General features: G+C 33.9%; 26 protein-coding genes. 10 read left to right on the forward strand and 16 right to left on the reverse strand.

The window, feature by feature from the left end:
- Positions 1–89: 89 nt before the first annotated feature.
- Genes LY01_RS07920 through LY01_RS07930 form a run of 3 tightly spaced genes read right to left on the reverse strand, consistent with a single transcriptional unit; the run spans position 90 to position 3,008 of the window.
- A complete protein-coding gene (locus tag LY01_RS07920) occupies positions 90–1,262 on the reverse strand; it encodes a THUMP-like domain-containing protein (RefSeq protein WP_104515309.1) in 1,173 nt (390 codons plus the stop codon).
- Positions 1,263–2,363 carry an AI-2E family transporter gene (locus tag LY01_RS07925; RefSeq protein ID WP_104515310.1) on the reverse strand — a complete coding sequence of 367 codons (1,101 nt, stop codon included), beginning with the start codon at positions 2,361–2,363 and terminating at the stop codon, positions 1,263–1,265.
- 3 nt (positions 2,364–2,366) lie between these two features.
- A complete protein-coding gene (locus LY01_RS07930) occupies positions 2,367–3,008 on the reverse strand; it encodes a DUF4159 domain-containing protein (RefSeq protein WP_104515311.1) in 642 nt (213 codons plus the stop codon).
- A 130-nt stretch (positions 3,009–3,138) separates the two neighbouring features.
- Between LY01_RS07930 and LY01_RS07935 the strand changes: the two genes are divergently transcribed.
- On the forward strand, positions 3,139–3,900 hold the full coding sequence (locus tag LY01_RS07935; RefSeq protein ID WP_104515312.1) for a DUF1223 domain-containing protein: 762 nt from the start codon (positions 3,139–3,141) through the stop codon (positions 3,898–3,900).
- On the opposite strand, the gene LY01_RS07940 is transcribed toward LY01_RS07935, so the two are convergent.
- Positions 3,887–4,594 carry a 16S rRNA (uracil(1498)-N(3))-methyltransferase gene (locus LY01_RS07940; RefSeq protein ID WP_104515313.1) on the reverse strand — a complete coding sequence of 236 codons (708 nt, stop codon included), beginning with the start codon at positions 4,592–4,594 and terminating at the stop codon, positions 3,887–3,889. The genes LY01_RS07935 and LY01_RS07940 overlap by 14 nt on opposite strands.
- Entirely contained in the window at positions 4,594–5,610 is a 1,017-nt protein-coding gene (gene tsaD, locus LY01_RS07945) for a tRNA (adenosine(37)-N6)-threonylcarbamoyltransferase complex transferase subunit TsaD (RefSeq protein ID WP_104515314.1), read from the reverse strand. The genes LY01_RS07940 and tsaD overlap by 1 nt, the downstream gene beginning before the upstream one ends.
- A 143-nt stretch (positions 5,611–5,753) precedes the next feature.
- On the opposite strand from tsaD, the gene LY01_RS07950 reads away from it, so the two are divergent.
- On the forward strand, positions 5,754–10,112 hold the full coding sequence (locus LY01_RS07950) for a translocation/assembly module TamB domain-containing protein (RefSeq protein ID WP_245890655.1): 4,359 nt from the start codon (positions 5,754–5,756) through the stop codon (positions 10,110–10,112).
- 7 nt (positions 10,113–10,119) lie between these two features.
- On the opposite strand, the gene LY01_RS07955 is transcribed toward LY01_RS07950, so the two are convergent.
- The 3 genes from LY01_RS07955 to recF are packed head-to-tail and all read right to left on the reverse strand — an operon-like array spanning position 10,120 to position 11,892.
- Positions 10,120–10,419 (reverse strand): DUF721 domain-containing protein, encoded by a 300-nt coding sequence (locus LY01_RS07955; RefSeq protein WP_104515316.1) that lies wholly within the window; start codon positions 10,417–10,419, stop codon positions 10,120–10,122.
- A complete protein-coding gene (locus LY01_RS07960) occupies positions 10,406–10,816 on the reverse strand; it encodes a lipocalin-like domain-containing protein (RefSeq protein WP_104515317.1) in 411 nt (136 codons plus the stop codon). The genes LY01_RS07955 and LY01_RS07960 overlap by 14 nt, the downstream gene beginning before the upstream one ends.
- Complete coding sequence (gene recF, locus LY01_RS07965; RefSeq protein ID WP_104515318.1) at positions 10,813–11,892, reverse strand: DNA replication/repair protein RecF; 1,080 nt, start codon at positions 11,890–11,892, stop codon at positions 10,813–10,815. Before recF ends, LY01_RS07960 begins: the two co-directional genes overlap by 4 nt.
- 162 nt (positions 11,893–12,054) lie before the next feature.
- On the opposite strand from recF, the gene LY01_RS07970 reads away from it, so the two are divergent.
- Both LY01_RS07970 and ribH read left to right on the forward strand, forming a co-directional pair.
- Positions 12,055–12,870 carry a tetratricopeptide repeat protein gene (locus tag LY01_RS07970; RefSeq protein WP_245890656.1) on the forward strand — a complete coding sequence of 272 codons (816 nt, stop codon included), beginning with the start codon at positions 12,055–12,057 and terminating at the stop codon, positions 12,868–12,870.
- A gap of 6 nt (positions 12,871–12,876) precedes the next feature.
- Positions 12,877–13,398 (forward strand): 6,7-dimethyl-8-ribityllumazine synthase, encoded by a 522-nt coding sequence (gene ribH / locus LY01_RS07975; protein WP_104515319.1) that lies wholly within the window; start codon positions 12,877–12,879, stop codon positions 13,396–13,398.
- 88 nt (positions 13,399–13,486) lie between these two features.
- Here the strand turns inward: ribH and LY01_RS07980 are convergent, their stop codons facing one another.
- From LY01_RS07980 to pheT, 6 genes are all read right to left on the reverse strand, one after another.
- The gene (locus LY01_RS07980) at positions 13,487–13,675 is read right to left on the reverse strand and encodes a hypothetical protein (protein ID WP_104515320.1); all 189 of its coding nucleotides are present in this window, start codon (positions 13,673–13,675) and stop codon (positions 13,487–13,489) included.
- Entirely contained in the window at positions 13,668–13,862 is a 195-nt protein-coding gene (locus LY01_RS07985) for a hypothetical protein (protein ID WP_104515321.1), read from the reverse strand. The genes LY01_RS07980 and LY01_RS07985 overlap by 8 nt, the downstream gene beginning before the upstream one ends.
- Before the next feature lie 111 nt (positions 13,863–13,973).
- Positions 13,974–14,693: a hypothetical protein gene (locus LY01_RS07990; protein WP_104515322.1), complete on the reverse strand. Its 720-nt coding sequence runs from the start codon at positions 14,691–14,693 to the stop codon at positions 13,974–13,976.
- A 148-nt stretch (positions 14,694–14,841) separates the two neighbouring features.
- Entirely contained in the window at positions 14,842–15,309 is a 468-nt protein-coding gene (locus tag LY01_RS07995) for a hypothetical protein (RefSeq protein WP_104515323.1), read from the reverse strand.
- Complete coding sequence (locus tag LY01_RS08000) at positions 15,309–15,776, reverse strand: hypothetical protein (protein ID WP_104515324.1); 468 nt, start codon at positions 15,774–15,776, stop codon at positions 15,309–15,311. Before LY01_RS08000 ends, LY01_RS07995 begins: the two co-directional genes overlap by 1 nt.
- A gap of 8 nt (positions 15,777–15,784) precedes the next feature.
- On the reverse strand, positions 15,785–18,208 hold the full coding sequence (gene pheT / locus LY01_RS08005) for a phenylalanine--tRNA ligase subunit beta (protein WP_104515325.1): 2,424 nt from the start codon (positions 18,206–18,208) through the stop codon (positions 15,785–15,787).
- A gap of 239 nt (positions 18,209–18,447) precedes the next feature.
- Between pheT and LY01_RS08010 the strand changes: the two genes are divergently transcribed.
- The 6 genes from LY01_RS08010 (at position 18,448) to LY01_RS08035 (ending at position 22,302) form a co-directional block, all read left to right on the forward strand.
- Entirely contained in the window at positions 18,448–19,131 is a 684-nt protein-coding gene (locus LY01_RS08010) for an SIR2 family NAD-dependent protein deacylase (RefSeq protein ID WP_104515326.1), read from the forward strand.
- Positions 19,131–19,751: a hypothetical protein gene (locus LY01_RS08015; RefSeq protein ID WP_104515327.1), complete on the forward strand. Its 621-nt coding sequence runs from the start codon at positions 19,131–19,133 to the stop codon at positions 19,749–19,751. The genes LY01_RS08010 and LY01_RS08015 overlap by 1 nt, the downstream gene beginning before the upstream one ends.
- Positions 19,752–19,762: 11 nt before the next feature.
- On the forward strand, positions 19,763–20,326 hold the full coding sequence (locus LY01_RS08020; RefSeq protein ID WP_104515328.1) for an adenylosuccinate lyase: 564 nt from the start codon (positions 19,763–19,765) through the stop codon (positions 20,324–20,326).
- A gap of 52 nt (positions 20,327–20,378) precedes the next feature.
- The gene (gene purB / locus LY01_RS08025) at positions 20,379–21,719 is read left to right on the forward strand and encodes an adenylosuccinate lyase (RefSeq protein WP_211289288.1); all 1,341 of its coding nucleotides are present in this window, start codon (positions 20,379–20,381) and stop codon (positions 21,717–21,719) included.
- Between the two features lie 175 nt (positions 21,720–21,894).
- Complete coding sequence (locus tag LY01_RS08030; RefSeq protein WP_104515602.1) at positions 21,895–22,053, forward strand: YqaE/Pmp3 family membrane protein; 159 nt, start codon at positions 21,895–21,897, stop codon at positions 22,051–22,053.
- 93 nt (positions 22,054–22,146) lie between these two features.
- The gene (locus LY01_RS08035) at positions 22,147–22,302 is read left to right on the forward strand and encodes a YqaE/Pmp3 family membrane protein (RefSeq protein ID WP_104515330.1); all 156 of its coding nucleotides are present in this window, start codon (positions 22,147–22,149) and stop codon (positions 22,300–22,302) included.
- A gap of 77 nt (positions 22,303–22,379) precedes the next feature.
- Here the strand turns inward: LY01_RS08035 and LY01_RS08040 are convergent, their stop codons facing one another.
- Positions 22,380–22,964: a hypothetical protein gene (locus tag LY01_RS08040; protein WP_104515331.1), complete on the reverse strand. Its 585-nt coding sequence runs from the start codon at positions 22,962–22,964 to the stop codon at positions 22,380–22,382.
- A gap of 2 nt (positions 22,965–22,966) precedes the next feature.
- Positions 22,967–23,629 carry a hypothetical protein gene (locus tag LY01_RS08045; RefSeq protein WP_104515332.1) on the reverse strand — a complete coding sequence of 221 codons (663 nt, stop codon included), beginning with the start codon at positions 23,627–23,629 and terminating at the stop codon, positions 22,967–22,969.
- Between the last annotated feature and the right edge of the window lie 10 nt (positions 23,630–23,639).

Genomic DNA, 23,639 nt, shown 5'->3' on the forward strand with positions numbered 1-23,639 from the left:
TTATAACACGTTAACTTTCATTATTTTAAAACAAAATTACGTGTTTTAAAGAATGTTAATATAGGTATGCATATACTCACAAAAAAGAACTACACCTTAATCGCCTCAATCACAATACTACCCAACTCTTCAGAACTAGTAAAAAACAAGTAGTCTGTTTCATGTTCTGAAAACTGATATTTTTTACGCAATTGTGCTACCGATTCTTTGTGATTGCGCGTCACCACCCCTCTAGCACTTTTACCGTAAAGCCTTTTAATCTTTTTGGGCTTGTTATCAATTACGTTTTTGATTTCAAATACACGACCAGGAAATTCTATTAAACTCTCTGAAGTAAATAGATGAGCATCATGGTCTAATTTGGCTAACGGATATTGTTCTAAAATCGCGTCAAATTCTTGCGATTTCATTACCGCAGCATTAGGTTCATATAAATATTTCAAAGGGCTAGAATAACGCCCTATCAATTTATACTTTATTACAGATTCAAATACAGGCTGGACTGTTAAAAGATTTACACATTTAACTACCGGTGTATCTACCTGATCTTTGTTGAGAATCCATAACAATTCTTTTACCTCATTCTTAACCGCAACTATATGTAGGCTACTTACATATTTTAACTGCTGTAATCCAGCTGTTATGTCCAGCATGGGTGAGGTTTTAATCATGATTTGCTTACCTTTTTCTAATAAAAGCTCAAGGTTTTCTATCACATTAGGCTCATAATCTTTTAAAAGCACTGCCTTTGAATGGCTCGCTGTTTTGCGACTAGGGTCTATGTATATTAAATCATACAGGGAATTATTTTCTTTTAAAAATTGCATTCCGTCTGCACAATATGATTCCGTTTGAAGACCTTGTACTTTAAAAGAGTGCTGTGCATACTCTTGCAACTGGCTAGATAATTCTATGTGTGTTGTTGTTGTTGGGCACGCTTTCGCGAAAGCGGAAACGTCAACACCAAAACCACCAGTAAGATCTATCATACTATCGATCTTAAATATTTGAGATTTATAAACCGCGGTAGCTTGTGAACTGGTTTGCTCAAGATTTACCTTAGGAGGATAAATAATCTGGTGGTTCTCAAAAAATGATGGAAATTTACTACGTGCTTTCTGTAAACCTATCAATTGTTGGGTCAACTCAAGATTAGTCACCTCATTAAAAGGATGTTTCTTGAGCATAAAAGCAGCAGCGTTTTCATGCAAACACGATCTTAAATATGCCATTACTTCTGGCAGAATTACCTTAAGATTCATTTATAAATTTTGAGTCAGTTTCTTAACGATTTTATATTCACTCAAGAATTCTTTTGAGATCACCTTTATCGCTGTGTAAGTAGGCACAGCAAGTACTAGACCTAATATACCGAATACAATACCTGCTATTAAAATAACAATAAATATTTCTAAAGGATGTGATTTTACACTTTTTCCAAAAATTAAAGGTTGATTTAAAAAGTTATCAATGGTCTGGACTAAACCATAACCTACGAATACGATGATTAATTGCGGTAAAATAACGTCAGAAAAGTTAGATCCTAAATTATCACTTATTACAAATGCAGACATAAGTACATAACCTATGGCAGGCCCTAAATATGGAACTAAATTCAATAATGCACAGAAAAAAGCGATGATAATAGCGTTTTCTACTCCTACTATAAATAAGATAACACTATAAAGAACAAATAGAATCAATACCTGAAATACTAAACCTATAAAGTAACGTGACAGGAGTTGTTTAATCTTTGTAAAAGCTCTTAAGAATTGACCTTCATTACCTTTTTTAGAAAAAACTAAAACACCTTCTAATAGTAAACGACTGTCTTTAAGTAAGAAAAACGATATAAAAAGAATGGAAAATAGACCTATTGCAAAGCTCCCTAAAGTACCAAAAAAACCATTAACGAACTGAGGAATAAGGTCCATATTAAAGTCTTGGTAATAATCGGTTTTTTGTAATCTCTCTAATAAATTTACTCTTTTAATTCCAAAATAATTACTTATTTGCTCATTAAGCACTTCTATATTAACCTGTAACTCTTCTAGGTCTATCTGGCTTAAATTTTCACTTTGCTCTGTAATAACAGGTATAACCATCATGACAACACCTATGATGATCATAAATAATATGAGTAATGTTATAATCACTGCAATGGTGTTATTAAACTTTAATTTATCTCTCAATAAAAGTACAATAGGTCGACCTATAAGAGAAAAAACTGCTGCTATACCTATATAAGCAAGTACCGACTGGATTTCCCACAAGAACCAAAGTAAAACAAGGATACCAAAGATGATACCTAGCGCTCTTAGTATTCCAAAAGCAATGGATTTAGAATGTACTGCTTTGCTCATATTCTAGTTGGTAAAAACGTATTTAATAATATTTGCGCCCATGTCTAGTGCTTTTTTACGCACCGCCGGTGGATCGTTGTGTACCTCTGGACTTTCCCATCCATCACCTAGATCACTCTCAAAGGTAAAAAGAAGGACTAATCTACCTTCATGAAAAAGACCTTTGGCCTGTGGTCGCTGACCTTCATGTTCATGAATCTTAGGGAGACCTTTTGGAAAATCTACATAACTATGAAAAATAGGATGTGTAGATGGTAATTCTATCAATTCCTGTTGTGGAAAAAGTTTAACGAGTTCTTTATTAAGATAAGGCTCCATACCATAATTATCATCTATATGTAAAAAACCACCACTTAATAAATAGTTTCTAAGGTTTTGAATATCGGCTTCATTAAAGACAACATTTCCATGTCCTGTCATGTGAATAAATGGGTATTGAAAAATATCAATACTGCTTACTTCTACCGTGGCAACCTCTTTATCTAGTTGTGTTTTTAAATTCTCATTACAGTATTGAACAAGATTAGGCATAGCAGTGGGATTAGAATACCAGTCACCACCACCATTATATTTTAAAACAGCAACTTGTTGAGCGTTAACAAAAATGGAGCTTAATAGAATTAAGAATACAGTAAATATTTTCATAAGAAAGCAAATTACAAACTTATATGACAATAGTTATTAAATGTTATTAATTTTTGTGTAAAAAAAATAAAATAAAATCGTTACGATAACGTTAATTTTTTATATTTGAAGACATCATAATCCCCCCGTTATGAACATAACAACCTCTCAAAAAATACTGTTACCTATACTCAGTTTATCGGTAGCATTCTGTATGCTCGCATTTCAACATATTGAAAACAGCTCGCAACCCATTCAATTTTCACCTCAAAAAAACCCTGTAGTTATTGAACTATTCACGTCTCAAAGTTGCTATACTTGTAACAATGCAGATGCGGTAGCTAATGCAATAAAGGATTATGAAAATGTCATAGTTCTCTCCTATCATGTAGACTACTGGAACAGTTTAGGGTGGAAAGACACCTTCTCTGACGCTAGACATACAGACTATCAACGTAGCTACGAGAACAAGTTGCACCAACCTTCTTTTACTCCACAAATGATAGTAAACGGTACTACAGAATTTGATGGTACTAACATAAGGATGCTCAACAATTCCTTAAAAAAGACAAGTACAACAGAAAAATTAATGAGTCCTACCGCTTCTAGAAATGGTAGAACTATTGATGTGTCTTATAACCTAGAAAGTAATCAAGATTTTACTGATGCTTATGCACTGTTATTAATGGACTCTTTTGAAATAGACATAAATAAAAGTCCTAATACTAATATGACATTAGTAAATCCTAATGTAGTTTTAAAGAAAGTACCTTTAAAGACCAGCGTAGAAAAAGGTATCCAAACTTTTGAATTACCGAATATGATTAATGAGAACAATAAATTTAAGGTTGCTCTTTTATTACAAGATGAAAATATGACTGTAGTAGCTGCGTCTATGGCTACTGTTCTATAAAACTATTAAAAACTGCAGCGGCATAAACTCCTGCAGTTTCTGTACGCAATCTTTTAGTTCCTAACGACACAGGTGAAAAGCCTGTGTTGATTGCTGCCTCTATTTCTCTACTTGATAAATCACCTTCTGGACCTATAATAATCGTTAGGTCTTGCTCACGATTGATTATGTGAGTCAATAATTTTTTATCCGTTTCTTCACAGTGTGCGATGCATTTTACACCCATTACTGGATTTTCTAAAAACTGATTAAAGACTGTTAATTCTTTTATTTGAGGCAAGTAAAACTGATTGCTTTGCTGCATTGCACTCACAATTATCTTTTTAAACCTTTCTAGATTTATTTTCTTTCTCTCGCTGTGGTCACACAATAATGGTGTAATGGAAGCTATTCCCATTTCTGTAGCTTTTTCTAGAAACCACTCCATACGGTCATTCATCTTAGTAGGGGCTATTGCTACATGTAGTCTCGGAGATTGTTGAGGGTACGCTTTCGCGAAAGCGAGATCTATATTGCATTTACTACTAGTAACCAGACTTATGGTTCCATTAAAGAGGTTTCCTGCCCCATCTGTTATATGGACAGTATCTCCTACTTTTTTACGTAAAGCCTTAGTCATGTGACGCGCTTGTTCTTTATCTAAGTGAAGAACAGTAGTATCAAGGGTAATATTTTCAAAATAAAATAATTGCATTACATTTCTATTCTAGGTGAAGCAGTTACTTCCATGCCTGCAAAGTTTCCTTCTAAATATTTAAAATATCCTGATATACCTATCATCGCAGCATTATCTGTAGTATATTGAAATGGAGGTATAAACACATTCCATCCTTTATTTTTATATGATAAAAGCTGGGCTCTAATACCTGAATTTGCACTAACACCACCACCTATCGCAACAGATTTAATTCCGGTTTGTTTTACTGCTTTTTCTACTTTTTGAAAAAGAATTTTAATAAGCGTGTACTGTATACTAGCGCATATATCTTTTAGATTTTTCTCAACAAAATCAGGATCTTTTTTTACCTCTCTCTGTATAAAATACAATACGGCAGTTTTAAAACCACTAAAACTATAATTAAGGTCTGGCGCTTTAGGTACAGGAAATGGGAATTTCTTAGGATCTCCTTCTTGAGCTAATTTATCTATTTGAGGACCTGCTGGATAACCTAACCCTAACACCTTACCACTTTTATCAAAAGCCTCTCCTATCGCATCATCTTGAGTGGTACCTATGACTTCCATTTCATGATAATCTGTAACTTTTACGATTTGAGTATGCCCACCGCTTATGGTAACCCCTAAAAATGGAAAATCTGGAGTTTTTTGATCTTCATTAATAAAATGTGCTAGTATATGACCATGCATATGATGAACATCTATAAGTGGTATATTTAATGCTAGAGATAATGATTTTGCAAAACTAGAACCTACTAAAAGACTCCCCATAAGTCCTGGACCTCTAGTAAAAGCAATAGCAGTTAAATTTTCTTTTGATATACCAGCCTGTTTTAATGCCTGATCTACTACAGGAACAATATTAGACTGATGTGCTCTAGAAGCTAGTTCTGGAACGACACCACCATATTTTGTATGTATCTCCTGACCAGCGACTACATTAGATAATACGCGATCATTTTTAAGAACGGCACAAGAGGTATCATCACATGATGATTCAATTGCAAGAATGTATGAAATTTGTGTATCCATTAAGGCAGAAAGGCATAAAAATTGGTAATCTTTGCAAAAGTAAATGATATATCATTAAGAAGCTTCTTAAAATACTAGCGAAAGCCGCTCTTGTACTTCTAATACTATTTATTTTATTAGTAGTAATTTTTTCTTTTCCAGCTGTGCAAACCGCAGCTGCAGATCGTGCGACGACCTATCTTAACGAAGAATATGATACAGATCTCAAAATAGAATCTATAGACATCTCATTTTCAGGAGACGTAATACTCAGAGAATCAAGAGCTCTAGATTCTAGAAAGGATACGATCTTTTATTTTAAAGAACTTAAATCTTCTATATTAGGTTTTGGAGATTTGTTGGGTGGACAGCCTGATTTAGGTGACACTTCTATAGATGGGCTTTATTTTCACATGAAAAGGTATAAAGGTGATAGTGACGATAATTTAACAGAATTCATCAATAAATTTGGAGAAAGTGAAGGGACATCTACAACACCATTTATACTTACCACTGACGATTTAAACATTACTAATTCTAGAATAAGTATAGTTGATGAAAATTTAAAGTATCCTGAAACTTTTATGGCAACAAATTTCAATCTACAATCTGATGGGTTAAAGATTGAGGGCTCTAACATTTCGGCCGTGATAGAAGATGCTAATTTTGACATGTACACTGGTGTAATGAAACCAGATGTAAATGGTAATAAAATTTTAAAGGTTAAAAATCTCAAAACTGATTTTTCCTATACCCCATCACAAATACTCGCAACCGACTTAGTTATTAATACCGCTGGGTCTATTCTTGAAGGTGACTTAAAAATGTCTTATAATAGAGAAGATTTTATCGATTTTGTAAATAAGGTCGATTGGGATTTTCATATTAAAAAAGCTGATTTATCTACTAACGAGTTGAGAAAATTCTATGATGAAATAATCGAGAATGAAACAGTACAATTAACCGGTGTACTCACAGGTCCATTAAATGACTTTACTGTAAATAACATGCTCGCTACAACATTGAGCGATATCACTATAGATGGTAATATGCGATTTAAGAATCTTATAGAAAATGAAGATGACTTTTTTATAGAAGGTGATTTTGATAATCTACAAATAAGTAACACAGACTTAAAACGATTTTTACCCAATATTCTAGGTAATACAATGCCTACCGAATTGAACCAATTAGGAACCATTAAAGCTGCTGGTTATGCAAGTGTCAATGCCAACAGAGTGGTAACTAAATTATCCGGATCTACACGTAAGGGTAATTTTAATTCTGATTTAGTTTTAAACGATATTCAAAGTGGCAATATCGCTTATAATGGAAATATTAAATTAAATCAGGTTCAATTAGGCTCTATACTAGGTCTAGAAGAATTTGGTGTAGTGACCTTAGATCTAGATGTTGATGGACGTGGTTTTGATCCTGAAAAAGTAAACACTACGCTAAGAGGTGAAGTAGCCCAACTAGATTTTAATGGCTATTCTTATAAGAACATAGTGGTTAATGGGAAGTTTAAGAAACCTATTTTTAGAGGGAAAGTTTCTATCAATGATCCTAATCTTAGAATGAACTTTAATGGACTAGCCGACCTTACCGCTGCTGTTAACACCTATGACTTTAAAGCTAGAATAGAACATGCGAATTTAAAAGCTATCAATGTGTTTACTCGTGACTCTCTAGCTATTCTAAAAGGAAATATAGTCATGAACATGAAAGGGACCACACTGGACGATGCTGTAGGTTCTATAAAAATTAATAATGCTAGTTACAAAAACCATAATGACGATTATGTCTTTGAAGATTTTGCAATAGAATCATCTTTTATAAACGACGAGAGACTCATCACTATTAATAGTCCCGACATTATAGAAGGTGAACTATCTGGAGTATTTAAACTTGCTGAAATCCCTGAACTATTTAAAAATAGTATAGGTAACGTTTACACCAACTATAGGTCAGAAAATATTACTAAAGATCAATATCTTGATTATGAGTTTAAAATTTATGATAAAATAGTAGATCTTGTATTCCCTGAAATTGACTTAGGTGAAAATACTATTTTAAAAGGTCAAGTAGCTAGTAACGAGGCTCAGTTTAGAATGACATTTAGATCTCCAGATATTAAGGTTTATGATATTGAACTGGATCAGGTTAATGTTCAAATAAACAATCAAAACCCATTATTTAATACATTCATTAAAGTAGACCAAGTAAAAAATGGTGTTTATGATATTGAAGACTTTCAGTTGATAAACGTTACTAATAAGGACACTTTACTTTTCCGTACTAAGTTTAATAGTACAGCACGTGAGACTGATAAATTCAATTTGAGTTTCTATCACACTATTAATGATAATAATGAGTCTGTTGTAGGGATAAGAAAAAGTGATGTCGTTTTTCAAGGTCAAAAATGGTTTTTAAATAAACAAGATCAAGAAGTGAAATTAAAATTTGACCATGATTTTAAAACTTTTAAATTAGACAGCCTCGTTGCAAAACACCAAGAAGAATTAATTACTATAGTAGGTGATGTTGCTGGAAAAGACACCAAAGATCTTCACCTAGACTTTAAAGATGTACGCCTCTCTAGTCTTACATCTCCTATAGACAGCTTAAAACTAAAAGGACACATAGATGGAGATCTATCGTTAAAACAAATTAACGGTAAGTATGCGCCTACTAGTGATTTTACGGTAAAAGGATTTGAGGTAAATGAAACACCATTAGGTAATTTTGAGCTATCTGTTACTGGAAATGATGACCTAAGTAGATACAATGTCAACGCGCAGCTTAAAGATGATGTTCAAAAAACATTTACAGCATCTGGTAATATTGATGCGAGTGGAGCCACCAGTAAGATAGATGTTAACGCAGTTTTTAAAGATTTTAATCTCGTCGCCTTAAGTCCCTTAGGTGGTGAAGTTCTCGATAATATAAGAGGTTTTACATCTGGACAAGCAAGATTAACAGGAGACCTACAAGCACCAGATATAGTGGGCTCTCTCAAAACGAGAGATGCAGGTCTAAGAGTTCCTTACTTAAACACCGATTTTGATATTGAGAATAATTCACAGATTTCAATTACATCAACCTCTTTTGATTTCAATAGTTTACAACTCAAGGATACAAAATACAATACCAGAGGTGTTCTATCTGGTACTATAAATCATAAAAACTTTGGTTTTTGGGATCTAGATCTTAAAATAGAATCAGAAAAATTGCTTGCTCTAGACACGCAATTGACACCAGATGCTCTTTATTATGGAACTGCATTTATCGATGGACAGGCCACTATTACAGGCCCTACTAATGAGCTTTTCATTAACGTAATCGCTACTACTGGTGAGGGAACCGTTTTTAAAGTCCCTATAGATGACGGTGAGTCTCTAGGTGACACATCTGCCATTTACTTTTTAAGTCCTGAAGAAAAGAAAGCACGTATTTCTGGCGAGCAAGTTATTACAGATAAAATAAGTGGTCTAGAACTAAGGTTTGAACTGCAAGTCACACCTGATGCCGAAGTCGAAATAACAGTAGACCCAACTAACGGAAGTTATATACGCGGTAGAGGTGTCGGTAATTTGCTATTAGAGATTAATACCAACGGTAAATTTATAATGAACGGTGATTTTATTGTTACTGAGGGTATATACAATTTTAAATATGCTGGTATCGTAAATAAAAACTTTACTATAGAACCAGGTGGTACCATGGACTGGAATGGAGATCCTACTAATGCAAATATAGATGTAGAAGCCGTATACAATACTAGAGCAAACCCTTCTATATTACTAGATAACCCTAACCTTAACGCACAAGTTCCTGTAGAGGTTCTTACTAAATTACAAGGTGACTTAAGTTTCTTTGATCCTGAGTTTGTTATTAGATTTCCTAATACCAATTCTGTTGTAAGCTCAGAATTACAGTACAGACTAGATGACAAATCTCAAAGACAGTTGCAAGCACTATCACTAGTAGCTACAGGCTCATTCTACAACCCAAATAGCATAGGCCAAAATGCTGTTACTGGTAACGTGGTAGAAAGTGTTACAGGAATTGTAAATGACCTAGTGAGTCGTGAGGATAGTAAATTTAACTTTGGAGTAAGCTATGAAGCGTCAGAACGTAACCCTAATTCTGACCTGGAACGTGCAGACCGTTTTGGTATAACACTAAGTACACAAATAACAGACCGTGTTTTAATTAATGGTAAACTAGGTGTTCCTGTGGGCTCTACCAGTTCTAGTGAAAGAGCTGTAATAGGTAATGTAGAAATTGAATTCTTAATAAATGAAGATGGAACTCTACGTTTAAAACTATTTAATAGAGAAAACACCTTACAACAACTAGGACAACAAGAAGACTATACTCAAGGTTTAGGACTACAATACCGTATAAACTTTGACAGTCTTAAAGAGCTGTATGAACGCATCTTCAAAAAGAAAATGGTTAAAGCTAGAGAGGTAAAAGCAAGTGAAGAAGTAGACAGCGCACCAGTACAGTTTAAATAATAGTTTACTACCTCAACACTATTTTTTCTATCATATCTTTACCTAAATGCTCATTAAGGTTTTTAATGATCATGGTACGACCATACATAAGTTCTTGTCTTAATACAGAAGATGATAAATTAACAAATAAAGTTCCTGCTGTAAACTTTAATTGCGTGGTGTAGTTAGTAACACCTGGTCCCATGATGGTATTCCATGCTCCTTCTACATCTACTTTTTCAAAACCTTTTTGCAACTTACTTTGTGATTTAAAATCACTTAATAAATCACTCATGCTTACAAAATCGTTCTTCTTATTGTTTCTCATCTGGCGTATATGCTTTGTAGGTGTATCTCGTACCGTTCTCATGAATTAAAACCAAAGTCTCTTCAGTTGCTTTTTCGACTTTCTGAGTATAGGCTTGTTCTCCTTGTTTAAAAGAAAGCCATAAATCACCTTCTTTTTCTTCCCAAACAAAACTCACAGGATCACCATAGGATACAAAGCTACCATCATAAGTTGGACTTACACGATTTTTTACACCTTTAAATCCATCTATTTCAAAATGGTCCATATGATTTGAAAAAGGGAACTCACGTTCACTTCCATTAGGTAAAACGACTTGATCTATGTTCCAGTAACCTTCTATTGCTTGTATCTTGTCCTCGTTACTACTGCATGAAATAAATAAAACAGCTAGTACTGTATAAATTAGATTTTTCATAATTTAAATATCTTATAAGATTGCTCTGTTTGTTTAATAACGGCTTCCGTTCTTTCAGGATGTGTGTCGCTTATAAATAGCTGTCCAAATTGATCGTCGTTAACCATGTCTATAATTTGTGCTACCCTAGATTCATCTAATTTATCAAAAATATCATCTAATAGTAAGATAGGTACGGTACCACTTTCTTGTTTTATGAACTCAAACTGCGCCAGTTTTAATGCCGTTAGAAAACTTTTTTGTTGCCCCTGACTACCAAATTTTTTAACGGCATGATTATCCAGCAAGAATAACAAATCGTCCTTATGCGTTCCCACACTAGTGTACTGCAACTGCATATCTTTTTGTTGAGCACTTTTTAAAACTTGTGCAGCATCTGCGTTATTGAAATCGGCTTTGTAATATATATCCACTACCTCTTCTGATCGAGAAATTTGATGATAATATTTCTTAAAAATAGGAGTAAAAGATTCTAAAAACTCGGTTCTAGTTTTATGAATAAAACCACCTATAACAATTAGTTGTTCATCATAAACAGCAAGAGCATCACTATCAAAAGTACGATTGATAAAGAAGTACTTAAGCAATGCGTTACGCTGCTGTACCAGTTTATTGTAATTAATTAACTTAGTTAAATACAACGAGTTGCTTAGTGATATCACTCCATCTAAAAACTTGCGTCTGGTATCACTACCTTCTATTATTAAATCTCTATCTGCTGGAGAAATTATAACCAGAGGTATTAACCCTATGTGATCACTAATCTTGTCATATATTTTACCATTGCGTTTTACCACACGCTTCACTCCTTTTTTTGCGCTGACTACTATTTTTTCATCTTGATCTTTTTTAGAAAAATTACCATTAACCACAAAAAACTCTTCATTATGCTTAATATTCTGAATAGTAATGGGATTAAAGTAACTTTTGGCAAAAGCAAGGTGATAAATCGCGTCTAAAACGTTGGTTTTTCCTACACCATTGTTCCCTACAAAGCAATTTATCTTCTTATCGAAGTCAAATTCTGCCGAAGAAAAGCTTTTATAGTTAATAAGACTAATAGAATTAAGATGCATAGAAGAATACGGTAACTAATTGTGGATTAATGATTTAAAAGTATTCCGCTTTCGCGAAAGCGGAATAATAACCATCTATATAAGACATTTGCAAATTTAACCTAAGAAAAGGTAGAGAATAAAGCTTTCACACATTTTTATATATGGATAAAAATTATATTTTTGCGCGTTCAATTAATGACTACTATGGCTACTTATAACAAAAGAGGATACAAACCGAAAACAAAACCAGAAAAAATAGAGAAAGAAGAAATCTTTGATGACTCTGAATCTACTACAGCTGAAGTATTTAGTACCCTAGATGAAGGTGCTAACAAAACAGAAGAATGGTTAGAAAAAAACCAAAAAACTCTTATAATAGTAGTTGCTGTTATAGCTATAGGTGCATTATGCGCTTGGGCTTATAGTCAGTTTGTTCTAGAACCTAAACAAGAAGAGGCTGTTTCAGAAACTACTGAAGCAAACAAATATTACGATCTTGCTCTTAACTCTACTGGTAAAGAAAAAGACTCACTTTATACACTAGCACTAGAAGGTGTTAATGGAAAATTCGGTTTAATAAAAATATCTGAAGAGTACAGTGGTACTGATGTAGGTAACATTGCTACTTACCAGGCTGGTATGGCATACTTAAACATAGGTGGTGATAAGCTACAAAAAGCTATCGATTATCTTAAGGCATATGATGGTGGTGATTCTGTATTACAGTCTATCGCACAAGCTGGAATAGGTGATGCACTTGTACAAGCTGGTCAGGCTGGTGATGCTGTTTCTTATTACATGAATGCTGCAGAGACTAATGAAAATGAATTTACAACTCCTAAGTATTTACTTAAAGCTGCTCAAGTAGCTTTAACAACTGGAGATAACAGCACTGCTGTAAAAGCTCTAGAAAGAATTGAAGAGAACTATCCTAATGCAGAAGAATTTAAGACTGCACAGGTACTTCTAGGACAGGCTCAAGCAGCTTCTAACTAAGACACTATGGCAACCGTAGGAAAAGATCTATCACATTACGATAAAGAAAGTATGCCAGACGCTACTGACATGCGTATAGGTATAGTTGTATCTGAGTGGAATGACGATATTACTGAAAACCTTTTTAAAGGTGCTCAAGAAACGTTACTAGATTGTGGTATTGATCCAGAGCGTATATTCCGTATGGATGTACCTGGTTCTTTTGAACTTATTTACGGATGTAAAAACATGCAATATGCTACTTATCCTATAAAAGATAGCAAACTACGTAAACCTCTAGATGCTGTCATTGCCATAGGTAGTGTTATAAGAGGAGAAACGGCACATTTTGACTTTGTATGTAACGGCGTTACTAGCGGTATTAAAGATTTAAATTTAAATAAATCTAGAGTACCAGTTATCTTTTGTGTTTTAACAGATAATACTCATGAACAGTCTGTTGCACGCAGCGGTGGTATTCATGGAAATAAAGGTAGTGAAGCAGCTGTAGCAGCGATTAAAATGGCTGCAATAAAACAAGGCCTTTAAATATAGTTCCTTACTAAAATAAAAAACGGCTATCAAATTAAATTTGATAGCCGTTTTTCTATTTTATAAAAGTAAACTTTTTGTAGAACTACTTTTTTCTTAACCCTATCAATTGATAGATTCCTAAAACTATAAGTCCTGCAGCTAGAATCCATTGATAACTCTCTACTTCAGATTTTTGTACAAACTTATCGTACAGTTTCCATGCGCCTATACCAATAAAAGCTATAGATAATAACAAGGTGTATTTACGTTTGTTAGAATCTTGATTAGACATCTTTCTTAGGTAATAATGTATAGGCAATATATAGTCCATAAGCTATAAAACCAGCTGATAATACAAGTCTCCATGAAGCCATCTCTTCACCTAATCCAAAATGAGCATATAATCTATAAGCACCAAAACCTATAAAAGCTACTGCCATAATACTTCCTAAAATCGGATTTCTTTTTCTAACTGCCATAATAATGTTTTATCCGGCAAAGATAGATAAAAAGTACTCCTTAAGAGGCAAATATGAATGCTTGATATAATGCAATTGCTTTGAAAAACTAGTTATATAGTATGTCAAAAATTAAGCATTAAAATACTTTGAATTCCATATGGCAATATTAAAATTCTTACCTGCTGCAAACGAGTAGTACAACACTATAGCTGCGATAGATTTGAAAGTAAAAAAGAAAATTAATAAAAATTGAACATTTGTAGTATCCTTTGAAAAGACTCCATTAGGAATTAAATAGGCCAATAAAAGACTCACGATTACAGTAGAGAAAATAAGGTTTTCAAAACTCTTAAAATTCCATGCCCAAATTTTTCTAAAAGGGTTTAAATCATTTCCCCATTTATGAATAAGATAGAAATAACCATTTCCTATAGGTGCAAAAAGTAACGGATCATCTGCATCTTCTAATTTGAACATTTTAGATGGTGCCACTATTTTAAAACCACGCATTTCTATATTGTGAGCCTTTTCCATTTCTTTAATCCTCATCAAAGCCTCATAAGGTATCTCGTTCTTAAAATACTTGGTGTCTAGAAATCGTAATCTATAGGTGATACAAATATCTTGTATTTGATCTATGTGATAAATGCGATCTTTATTTAATAAATCGATATTAAAATGATTGCGAGGCGTGGGTTTTTGCGGGCTTTTCATACGCGCCATAATCGCATCTTCCCTCCTATCATCTTCTTTAAGAATAGCTGCCACCTGATCCATGATTTCAGTTCCTTTAAAGTTTTTTGCTTTAGATTTCTTGAGCTTTTCTTCAATATTAGTGCGATTCCACATAACAACTTCCTGATTAAACGAGTGAGTATTAAACAAGTCATGTTGCAAAAACAACAAACTCCTTCACCGTATAGGTCGTAAAGGAGCCTCTATAATTTCAAAATGAGATTGTATTTTCCGCTTTCGCGAAAGTGGAAAATACAATCTATTAATATCTATTAGGGTTTCTAGGGCTTTTAGAATGCTCGTGCTCCTTCTTATAATAACGTTCTAAAAAAAGATGAACATCATCCTTTAATAAAATTCTAGACACCCTAGATATAATCCAAAATATTAAAAACAAAAAAGGTGCTAAGTAAAAAATACCATTCAAAATTGGGATTAAGCTGAATAATAAACAAATTAAAAACGCTAAACCAAAACCGTATCGCATAGGAACATGAATATGATCATTGGAAACGATATAAAAATCATCCTTAGAAGTTGACAAGCAAATTTTCAAATTGTTAGGAAACTTCTTTTTAGGAACAAAATACCCCTCATACAAACTTACTTCACCATCATAATAATCACTTTTAGCAAGCGCTTCCATAATTTTGCTAGAAGTGGCATCTCTTTTAATAGAAGTTTTCTCTTTATAAGCACCGTCAATAAAATCTAGAAATATAGAAATCATTAATATCTATTTGGGTTAGCAGAGCTTTTAGAATACCCACGTTTATTTTTAAAATAATTCATCAGAAAATAGTCCACATGCTTTTGTCGAGACCAACTTATTAAATTATTTACGATAAGAATTACAAATGTGGATATACCTATAACGGTCCAAAAGTAGTACGAGAATACATAGTTAAAAATTCCTACTGTAATAAGAAGAAATGCGTAATAGGCAAAAGGAAATAAAAAATCTGCAACAATGATATAAGTACCATCATCAGATTCATTTACAGATATTTCTATATTGTTAGGAAATCTTCTAGCTCTAAACTCAAAGCCGTTAGACTTAACACCACCTGCATATTGATCCTTATTGATCAAAGATTTCAATGTATGAAAAGAGTCATCGTTGATCTTGATAACAGTTTGTTCAGTACACGCAGCACTGAACAAACTTATTACCCTTTTAATGATCTTTTTAAACATAGAACTATCTACCTCAATACCGCACCAGCCTGACTCTCTAGCTGTTGTTGTATCTTATTCATAGTCTTATCTATTTGTTTATCTGTAAGTGTTTTATTTGTGTCTTGAAGTGTAAAGTTTAAAGCATAAGATTTTTTACCCTTAGGTAACTTACTACCCTCATAAACATCAAAAAGCTGCACCGACTTTAAAATCTTCTTTTCAGAATTTAAAGCAATTTCTCTAAGTTGTTTGAAATTCACAGCATCATCTACTAACAATGCAAAATCTCTGCTCACTTCAGGGAATTTAGGTATATCAGTAACGGGAGTATATTCCTTAGAAACTATTTTTAACACCTCATCCCAATAAATATTTGCAAAATGTACGGTTACCTCTATACCGAAGTTCTTTGCAACCTTCTTTTTTACCACACCTAGATCGGCAATTTTTGCACCACTACTTAATGCAATACCTTCACTTAAGAAATCTAATTTAGTAGGTTTTTCATTTATAGTATTAATTCCTAAACGCTTTAAAACAGCAATCACAGCACCTTTAAGATAAAAGAAATCTGCTGGTTGTGATGGACCATTCCATGTAGGACTAGAAGTATTACCAGCTGTTAAAATACTCAAATGCTTATTTTCTGTAAACTGACGTTCTTGATACTGGTGGTAACTACTACCGAATTCAAATAACCTTAAGTTCTCTTGTTTTCTATTTAAGTTATAAGCGATCGCTTCTAGACCTCCATAAATTAAACTCTGTCTCATTACAGCAAGATCACTACTTAGAGGATTTAACATACTCACCTGGTTTTTAGGTGAAATTTGTTCAGTAAGTGTGTGGTTCTTTTCAGATGTTAAGCTGTTTGCCATCATCTCAATAAAGCCCTGCCCTACCAGTTGCTGTGCTACAATATTTTGTACTCTATTGTTTTCTAGTTTTGAAGACTTTGCAATAGTTGCATTAATCTTTGAAGAGCTTTCTATACGGTCATAACCATAAACTCTTAATATCTCCTCAATAACATCTGCTGGGCGAGTTACATCATTCCTATAAGCCGGAATAGTAAGTCCTATACCAGTTTCTGTTACGTTATTTACATTTATATCTAGAGTTCTTAAAATACTTTTAATCTCTTCTTTAGGTATTTCTTGACCTATTAAAGAGTTTACCTTTTGATAAGTTAAGAATACTTGTTGATCTTCAATTTTCTGAGAATACAAGTCTGTAATATCACTAGATATCTCACCACCTCCAGTTTCCTGAATTAACAATGCGGCTCTTTTAAGAGCATATTCTGTAATATTAGGATCTATACCACGCTCAAATCTAAAAGAGGCATCGGTATTAAAGTTGTGTCTTTTTGCAGTTTTACGCACGCTTACTGGATTAAAGTACGCACTTTCTAAGAAAATAGAAGTCGTCCCTTCAGTAACACCACTATTCTCACCACCATAAACACCTGCGATACACAAAGGCTTTTCTGTATCACATATCATTAAATCATCTTCATGAAGCTTGTGCTCTACACCATCTAAGGTTGTGAACGGCGTGTCTTTCTCAAGAGTTTTTACTATAATTTTATTACCAGCAATTTTTGATAAATCAAAGGCATGAAGCGGCTGTCCTAACTCGTGCATTACATAATTAGTAACATCTACTACATTATTCTTAGGCGCAATACCTATGGCGCTTAATCTATTTTTAATCCATTCTGGAGATTCCTTAACCTTAATTCCTGTAAGGGTCACACCGCAATAACGCGGTGCTAGATCTGTATTTTCTACTTCTATATCTACTCTAGAAGAGCGACTATCTACATGAAAACCACTCACAGATGGTGTAATAAACTCTACCGCGTCTGCATTAACGGCTAGTCCAGCTCTTAAATCACGTGCCACACCCATGTGCGACATCGCGTCAGACCTGTTAGGCGTTAAACCTATTTCTATAACATGATCCAGTTCTATATCTACTACATCTTTAAGCGGCGTACCTACCTCTAGATTCTCATCTAGAACCATGATACCGTCATGTGACTTACCTAGACCTAACTCATCTTCGGCACATATCATTCCATGACTTTCTTCACCTCTTATTTTGCCTTTTTTGATTTTCCAGGCTTCACCTTTATCATCATATAAAGTAGTACCTATGGTAGCAACAGGCACTTTCTGACCTGCGGCAACATTAGGCGCGCCACAAACTATTTGAACCGTTTCTGTACCTAGATTAACCTTTGTTACCTTAAGTTTATCTGCATTAGAATGCTGCTCGCAAGACTCTACATAACCTACGACTATGCCTTCCAGCCCACCTTTAACGCTTTCAAATTTTTCTAAACCTTCTACTTCTAACCCTAGAGAGGTTAATAAGGCAGTATGTTCTTCCAGCGCTTCTGGCACGTTGATAAATTGCTTGATCCAGTTATAGGAAACTCTCATAAATCCATTGCTTTTTAAGGTCGGTAAAGATAGTTATATGTCCGCTTTCGCGAAAGCGGAACCTACATAAACATTATACATAAATTCACAGTTCTTTATAACGATAAAACGGCTTAAATTCTCAAATTCTAAAGGTTGTAAACACCATTGTTCTAAATTATATGTAATGGCTCACACCACGATTAAAATGTTAGAGATCTTTTAAATAATGTCTATTTTTAAACCGTAAAACAAATCAAATGAAAAATCTAGTAGTCCTATCTGGCGCAGGTGTTAGTGCAGAAAGTGGTATCGCAACCTTTAGAGATGCCGGTGGTTTATGGGAAGGTCACGACATTATGGAAGTCGCCTCGCCAGACGGTTATGCAGCAAACCCTGCATTAGTTTTAGATTTTTACAACAAGCGTCGTGCGCAACTAAAAGAAGTGGCGCCTAATGATGCCCATTTTTGTATTGCAGGATTAGAACGCAACTATAACGTGCAGGTTATTACTCAAAATGTGGATGACCTACATGAACGTGCTGGTTCTTCTACCGTAATTCACCTACACGGCGAGTTAAAAAAAGCACGTAGCTCTAAGAATAGTAATGAAATTCAAGATTGCGATGGCGATATAGTAATAGGTGATTTAAGTGCCGATGGTTCTCAATTGCGACCACACATAGTATGGTTCGGTGAAGAAGTGCCTGCAATGGAACAAGCTATAGAACTGGTCTCAAAAGCAGATGTACTCCTTATAATAGGGACATCGTTACAGGTCTACCCTGCTGCTGGACTCAAAGATTTTGCACCTAGCACTACACCTATTTATTTTGTAGACCCTGCACCTTCTATAGAATCTCATGGAAAACTTACTGTTATCAAAGAAAAAGCAAGCACAGGCGTACAAATGGTAGCCGATTTATTAAATATAGAAAAATAATGAAAACACTTTTAAGCTTTTTATCGATCTTGTTTCTAGTTAGTTGTAATCACGACAATAAAAAAGACGTAGAACGTGAAATGGTAGAAGATGTGATCGTTCCTACCACAGAATCTAGGCCAATAAAAGAGTCTGTTACTGACAGCACAAGTTCAAATGTTACCTCTTACCTATCAGCATACAAATCAAAATTAGAAGCATCTAAATATAAATATGTCATAAGCAACCACAACGGATTACTTTCACCTCCTGGTTTTTATGATGTAGATGAGACGTATTCTAAAGGAATTGAGAACATAGAACGTGCTTTAAAAGACGTAGGAAAAACGGTCGTTAAAAAGAACAGTTTTCAATACAAAGCCCAGGTAAAGAGAAATGGTGACGTTTTTCCTCAAGGAACTATGATCGAATATATCTTTAAAAATGATTCCATAGCTACATCTAGTTATACCAGACTCATGGAGTTAAAATCTGGTAGTGAAGCTGTATGGAAAGACGGTATAGACTGGAATTCACCAGCACTTATGGTACGTAAAGAAAATCGTATTTACCACATTATTACTGGTGGTGATCACATGGCAGGAACAGAAAATGAGATTGCAGACCTTATTTTTAAGTAAAAATACCCACAATGACCGCTGCAGATTTAAAACAGAATTTAAAAAAACTAAAAGCCTATAAGGCAGAACGTGTGCGGCTAGGAACCGCTGCTGTAGAATTTAATCTGTTACCAGAACTTATAGAATTGTGTCGTCCAGAAAGTGGCGTTTCTCACCAAGCCTGCTGGAGTCTGGAGCAATCTTTCTTAATTCATGAATATGCTTGCTATCCATTTTTAAAGGAAATAGGTGAATTATACGAGTTAGAAATCAACTCTTCTGGCATGCGTGCTTTGTGTAAAATATCTGGAATTTTAACCAAACAATTCTATAGCAAAAAAGATAACAAAGTAAAAAAACTACTTCTTAAACCCATAAGAGAAAGCATGGTAGAAGGTTGTTTTCAAGAATTAATAACTACCGATAAGACAGCAAACATGGCTTATTCTGTTTACAGTCTCTTTGAATTAGGCAAAGAGTTTGAGTGGATATATCCAGAACTAGCGCCAGTTTTACAACAAAAATTACAAGAAGATTATGGTAACGGTTTTAAATCTAGTGCCAGAATAATCTTAGCCAAAATAGACTCTCAATAGATCTATAATCAATTATTAAAACCGTAATTTAGCACGCTTTAAAGACACAATTATGCCTACTGCTTTACAAGCTATTTCTCCTATCGATGGACGTTACCGTTCTAAAGTCGAGCCACTTGCAAATTACTTTTCTGAGTCTGCACTGATACGTTACCGCGTTCTTGTAGAAGTAGAGTATTTTATCGCTTTAAGCGAAAGCGGAATCAAACAACTACAACCACTACCTGAGCAAACTCAAGAACAATTAAGAGACTTGTACCGCAAGTTTAATGATGAGCATGCACAAGCTATTAAAGACATAGAAAAGGTTACTAACCACGATGTCAAAGCTGTAGAATATTTCTTGAAAGAACAATTTGATACGTTAGGGTTATCTGACCATAAAGAGTTCATACACTTTGGACTTACCTCTCAAGATATAAATAACACAGCTATACCTCTATCTATTAAAGATGCTATAGAAAATGTGTATTTACCAGAATTAGAAGCCGTACGTGACGATATTCACAGACTAGCAAATGAGTGGAAAGACATCCCATTACTAGCTCGTACTCATGGACAGCCAGCATCTCCTACTCGTTTAGGTAAGGAGTTCTATGTATTTGTAGTACGTATAGAAGAGCAAATGAATATGCTGGAGCAAGTACAGCACGCAGCAAAATTCGGTGGTGCGACAGGTAATTATAACGCACATCACGTGGCGTTTCCAGAAGTGAACTGGCAGCGTTTTGGAGAAGATTTCGTTGAGAGTCGTTTAGGTTTAAAACACAGTTTCCCAACAACACAAATTGAGCATTATGACCATATGGCTGCTCTTTTTGACAATTTAAAAAGAATCAACACCATATTTATAGATCTAGATCGTGATATCTGGACGTACATATCTATGGATTACTTTAAGCAAAAGATCAAAGCTGGTGAGATAGGTTCTAGTGCCATGCCGCACAAAGTAAACCCTATCGACTTTGAAAATTCTGAAGGAAACCTAGGAATTGCCAATGCTCTTTTTGAACACCTAGCAGCAAAATTACCTATATCTAGATTACAACGTGACCTTACAGATTCTACCGTATTGAGAAATGTAGGTGTACCACTTGCACATACTATAATAGCGTTTAAAGCTACTTTAAAAGGACTTAATAAGCTCTTATTAAACGAGGCAAAGATTGCACAAGATCTAGAAAACAACTGGGCTGTTGTAGCAGAGGCTATACAGACTATTTTACGTCGTGAGGCGTACCCAAATCCATATGAAGCTTTAAAAGAATTAACTCGTACTAATGAAAAAATCACTGGTAAGAGTATTGCAAACTTCATAGAAACCTTAAACGTTAGTGAGGATATTAAAGCTGAAATGAGAGTGATTACACCTAGTACTTTTACAGGTATTTAACACTTATCCTTTACCACTTATACCAAAAGCCTTGACCTAAAAGTCAGGGCTTTTTTATGTCTAGTTATAGGTATCTTTTGCCTTAGTTTAAATCCAGACATTCCCTTTTATTGTAACTTACTACATAATGAATTCGTTAATCTTTCTTACATTACATGAATTAAACCAACCCATTATGAGCATTCTTACCATTCTATTAAACATTTTCTTACCACCTATAAGCGTTGCGCTTAAAAAAGGTGCTGGTAAAGATCTTACTATAAATATAATCCTCACCTTCTTAGGTTATTTACCAGGTATAGTTCACGCATTTTACACAACATCTAAAAAGTAGCCGTTTAAGTTAATAGAATAACAATTCGTAATATTTTAAGAAATTAAACGATTATCAATCAGTAAATTTGGATATATCAAAAAAAAACTAACTATGAGCATTCTTACTATCATATTAAACATTTTCTTACCGCCTTTAAGTGTAGCGATGAACAAAGGATTAGGTAAAGACTTTATAATTAATGTTATTCTAACCTTATTAGGTGGAATACCAGGAATGATTCACGCATTTTACGTGACATCAAAATAAATTTTAGAATTAAAATTGCTTTGAAAAAGATGAAAACCGATGCTGTAAGGCATCGGTTTTTTTTGTGTCTGATTTATTTACCAAAATCTCCACCAAGAAGTAACACTATTTCCGCTTGATTTTGGAACACCACCTTTTAATTTCCTACTTTTTAAATTTAAAGAAAAATAATAATCTTGATTATAACTAGAGTTTAAATCAAGAGCATAACCACATAAAACATTATTTTGAATAGTTAGATTTTTAAATCCTCCATATGATATACTATATTCATAGCTGTGATTACCCATTTCATCAAATATCATTATACCTAAAGAATCTTCGAGAATAAATCCTCCTAATGGGTTCTCAATCAAACTATTAAAACCTACATAATCTAAACTATCATAAACATGTTCATTATCAGGATTTATCAAATAACATCTACCACCAGCAATAATTAATAATAAATTGCATTTCTTAAAAGCTCTAACATGATTAAAGGATTTACCTCCTAAATGAACATTTGCTATCCAATTAGTTCCATCATTTTTAAAAAATCGTATTACAAGACCTTCTGAATAGGTATTAACTTTATAAGGAGTGATAGGGACATACATCACATCATAAGCTGGCAAACTATCCAAAACTATAAATCTGTTATTCTGTGAATTTATTTCCATCATCAATCTTTAGTATCTTCAAATAAGACATCTAGTTCAACATTAGGCGCGTTTTCTTTCAGGAACGCCACTAGATTAAGAATATCACCATCTGTCATCGTATAGCCACCTAGTCTATCTTTTCTACCGTCTTTTGCTATTGCGCTTATTTTATTATAACTGATTCTTATTTTATCAAAATCTGCTATCGGTGCGTAGTAGGTTGATTTTGCTTCCTCAAAATACAAACTACCTTCTTCTACTTTAATAATTCTCTCTACTACTTCTTTATTGGTATAGAATTTATATACTAGCAATAAAATAAATCCTAAAATTAAATAAGGCCAGTGTTGTAAAATGATCCAGGAGTCTTCTGTGGCATGAGTACCAAAATAATAAATAGCAATAAATGGTAAAATGTTATTTAAAAAATTACTCATATCATACCACTTATCATGTGCATTAATTTTTATCACCTTACCTATTGGTTTACCTATATTTATATAATTAGATAATAAAACAAGACTCCAAAACAATAGTATACCATAATAAAAAGTCCATTCTGTAAAATACTCCGTTAGATCTTTGAAAATAACAAGAGCATATGTGCCCCATATAACAATATGAAACAATACGCTTTTCCAGGACGGTCGCTTTCTCTTTAAAAATTGATCTTTGTTCCACATAGTTACTTTT

This window comes from Nonlabens xylanidelens, from assembly GCF_002934445.1.
GTDB lineage: Bacteria > Bacteroidota > Bacteroidia > Flavobacteriales > Flavobacteriaceae > Nonlabens > Nonlabens xylanidelens.

Bases quoted from the DNA above. Each gene is read 5' to 3' on its own strand.
- LY01_RS07920 (WP_104515309.1), bottom strand. From the start codon at position 1,262: ATGAATCTTAAGGTAATTCTGCCAGAAGTAATGGCATATTTAAGATCG.
- LY01_RS07925 (WP_104515310.1), bottom strand. From the start codon at position 2,363: ATGAGCAAAGCAGTACATTCTAAATCCATTGCTTTTGGAATACTAAGA.
- LY01_RS07930 (WP_104515311.1), bottom strand. From the start codon at position 3,008: ATGAAAATATTTACTGTATTCTTAATTCTATTAAGCTCCATTTTTGTT.
- LY01_RS07935 (WP_104515312.1), top strand. From the start codon at position 3,139: ATGAACATAACAACCTCTCAAAAAATACTGTTACCTATACTCAGTTTA.
- LY01_RS07940 (WP_104515313.1), bottom strand. From the start codon at position 4,594: ATGCAATTATTTTATTTTGAAAATATTACCCTTGATACTACTGTTCTT.
- tsaD (WP_104515314.1), bottom strand. From the start codon at position 5,610: ATGGATACACAAATTTCATACATTCTTGCAATTGAATCATCATGTGAT.
- LY01_RS07955 (WP_104515316.1), bottom strand. From the start codon at position 10,419: ATGAGAAACAATAAGAAGAACGATTTTGTAAGCATGAGTGATTTATTA.
- LY01_RS07960 (WP_104515317.1), bottom strand. From the start codon at position 10,816: ATGAAAAATCTAATTTATACAGTACTAGCTGTTTTATTTATTTCATGC.
- recF (WP_104515318.1), bottom strand. From the start codon at position 11,892: ATGCATCTTAATTCTATTAGTCTTATTAACTATAAAAGCTTTTCTTCG.
- ribH (WP_104515319.1), top strand. From the start codon at position 12,877: ATGGCAACCGTAGGAAAAGATCTATCACATTACGATAAAGAAAGTATG.
- LY01_RS07980 (WP_104515320.1), bottom strand. From the start codon at position 13,675: ATGTCTAATCAAGATTCTAACAAACGTAAATACACCTTGTTATTATCT.
- LY01_RS07985 (WP_104515321.1), bottom strand. From the start codon at position 13,862: ATGGCAGTTAGAAAAAGAAATCCGATTTTAGGAAGTATTATGGCAGTA.
- LY01_RS07990 (WP_104515322.1), bottom strand. From the start codon at position 14,693: ATGTGGAATCGCACTAATATTGAAGAAAAGCTCAAGAAATCTAAAGCA.
- LY01_RS07995 (WP_104515323.1), bottom strand. From the start codon at position 15,309: ATGATTTCTATATTTCTAGATTTTATTGACGGTGCTTATAAAGAGAAA.
- LY01_RS08000 (WP_104515324.1), bottom strand. From the start codon at position 15,776: ATGTTTAAAAAGATCATTAAAAGGGTAATAAGTTTGTTCAGTGCTGCG.
- pheT (WP_104515325.1), bottom strand. From the start codon at position 18,208: ATGAGAGTTTCCTATAACTGGATCAAGCAATTTATCAACGTGCCAGAA.
- LY01_RS08010 (WP_104515326.1), top strand. From the start codon at position 18,448: ATGAAAAATCTAGTAGTCCTATCTGGCGCAGGTGTTAGTGCAGAAAGT.
- LY01_RS08015 (WP_104515327.1), top strand. From the start codon at position 19,131: ATGAAAACACTTTTAAGCTTTTTATCGATCTTGTTTCTAGTTAGTTGT.
- LY01_RS08020 (WP_104515328.1), top strand. From the start codon at position 19,763: ATGACCGCTGCAGATTTAAAACAGAATTTAAAAAAACTAAAAGCCTAT.
- purB (WP_211289288.1), top strand. From the start codon at position 20,379: ATGCCTACTGCTTTACAAGCTATTTCTCCTATCGATGGACGTTACCGT.
- LY01_RS08030 (WP_104515602.1), top strand. From the start codon at position 21,895: ATGAGCATTCTTACCATTCTATTAAACATTTTCTTACCACCTATAAGC.
- LY01_RS08035 (WP_104515330.1), top strand. From the start codon at position 22,147: ATGAGCATTCTTACTATCATATTAAACATTTTCTTACCGCCTTTAAGT.
- LY01_RS08040 (WP_104515331.1), bottom strand. From the start codon at position 22,964: ATGGAAATAAATTCACAGAATAACAGATTTATAGTTTTGGATAGTTTG.
- LY01_RS08045 (WP_104515332.1), bottom strand. From the start codon at position 23,629: ATGTGGAACAAAGATCAATTTTTAAAGAGAAAGCGACCGTCCTGGAAA.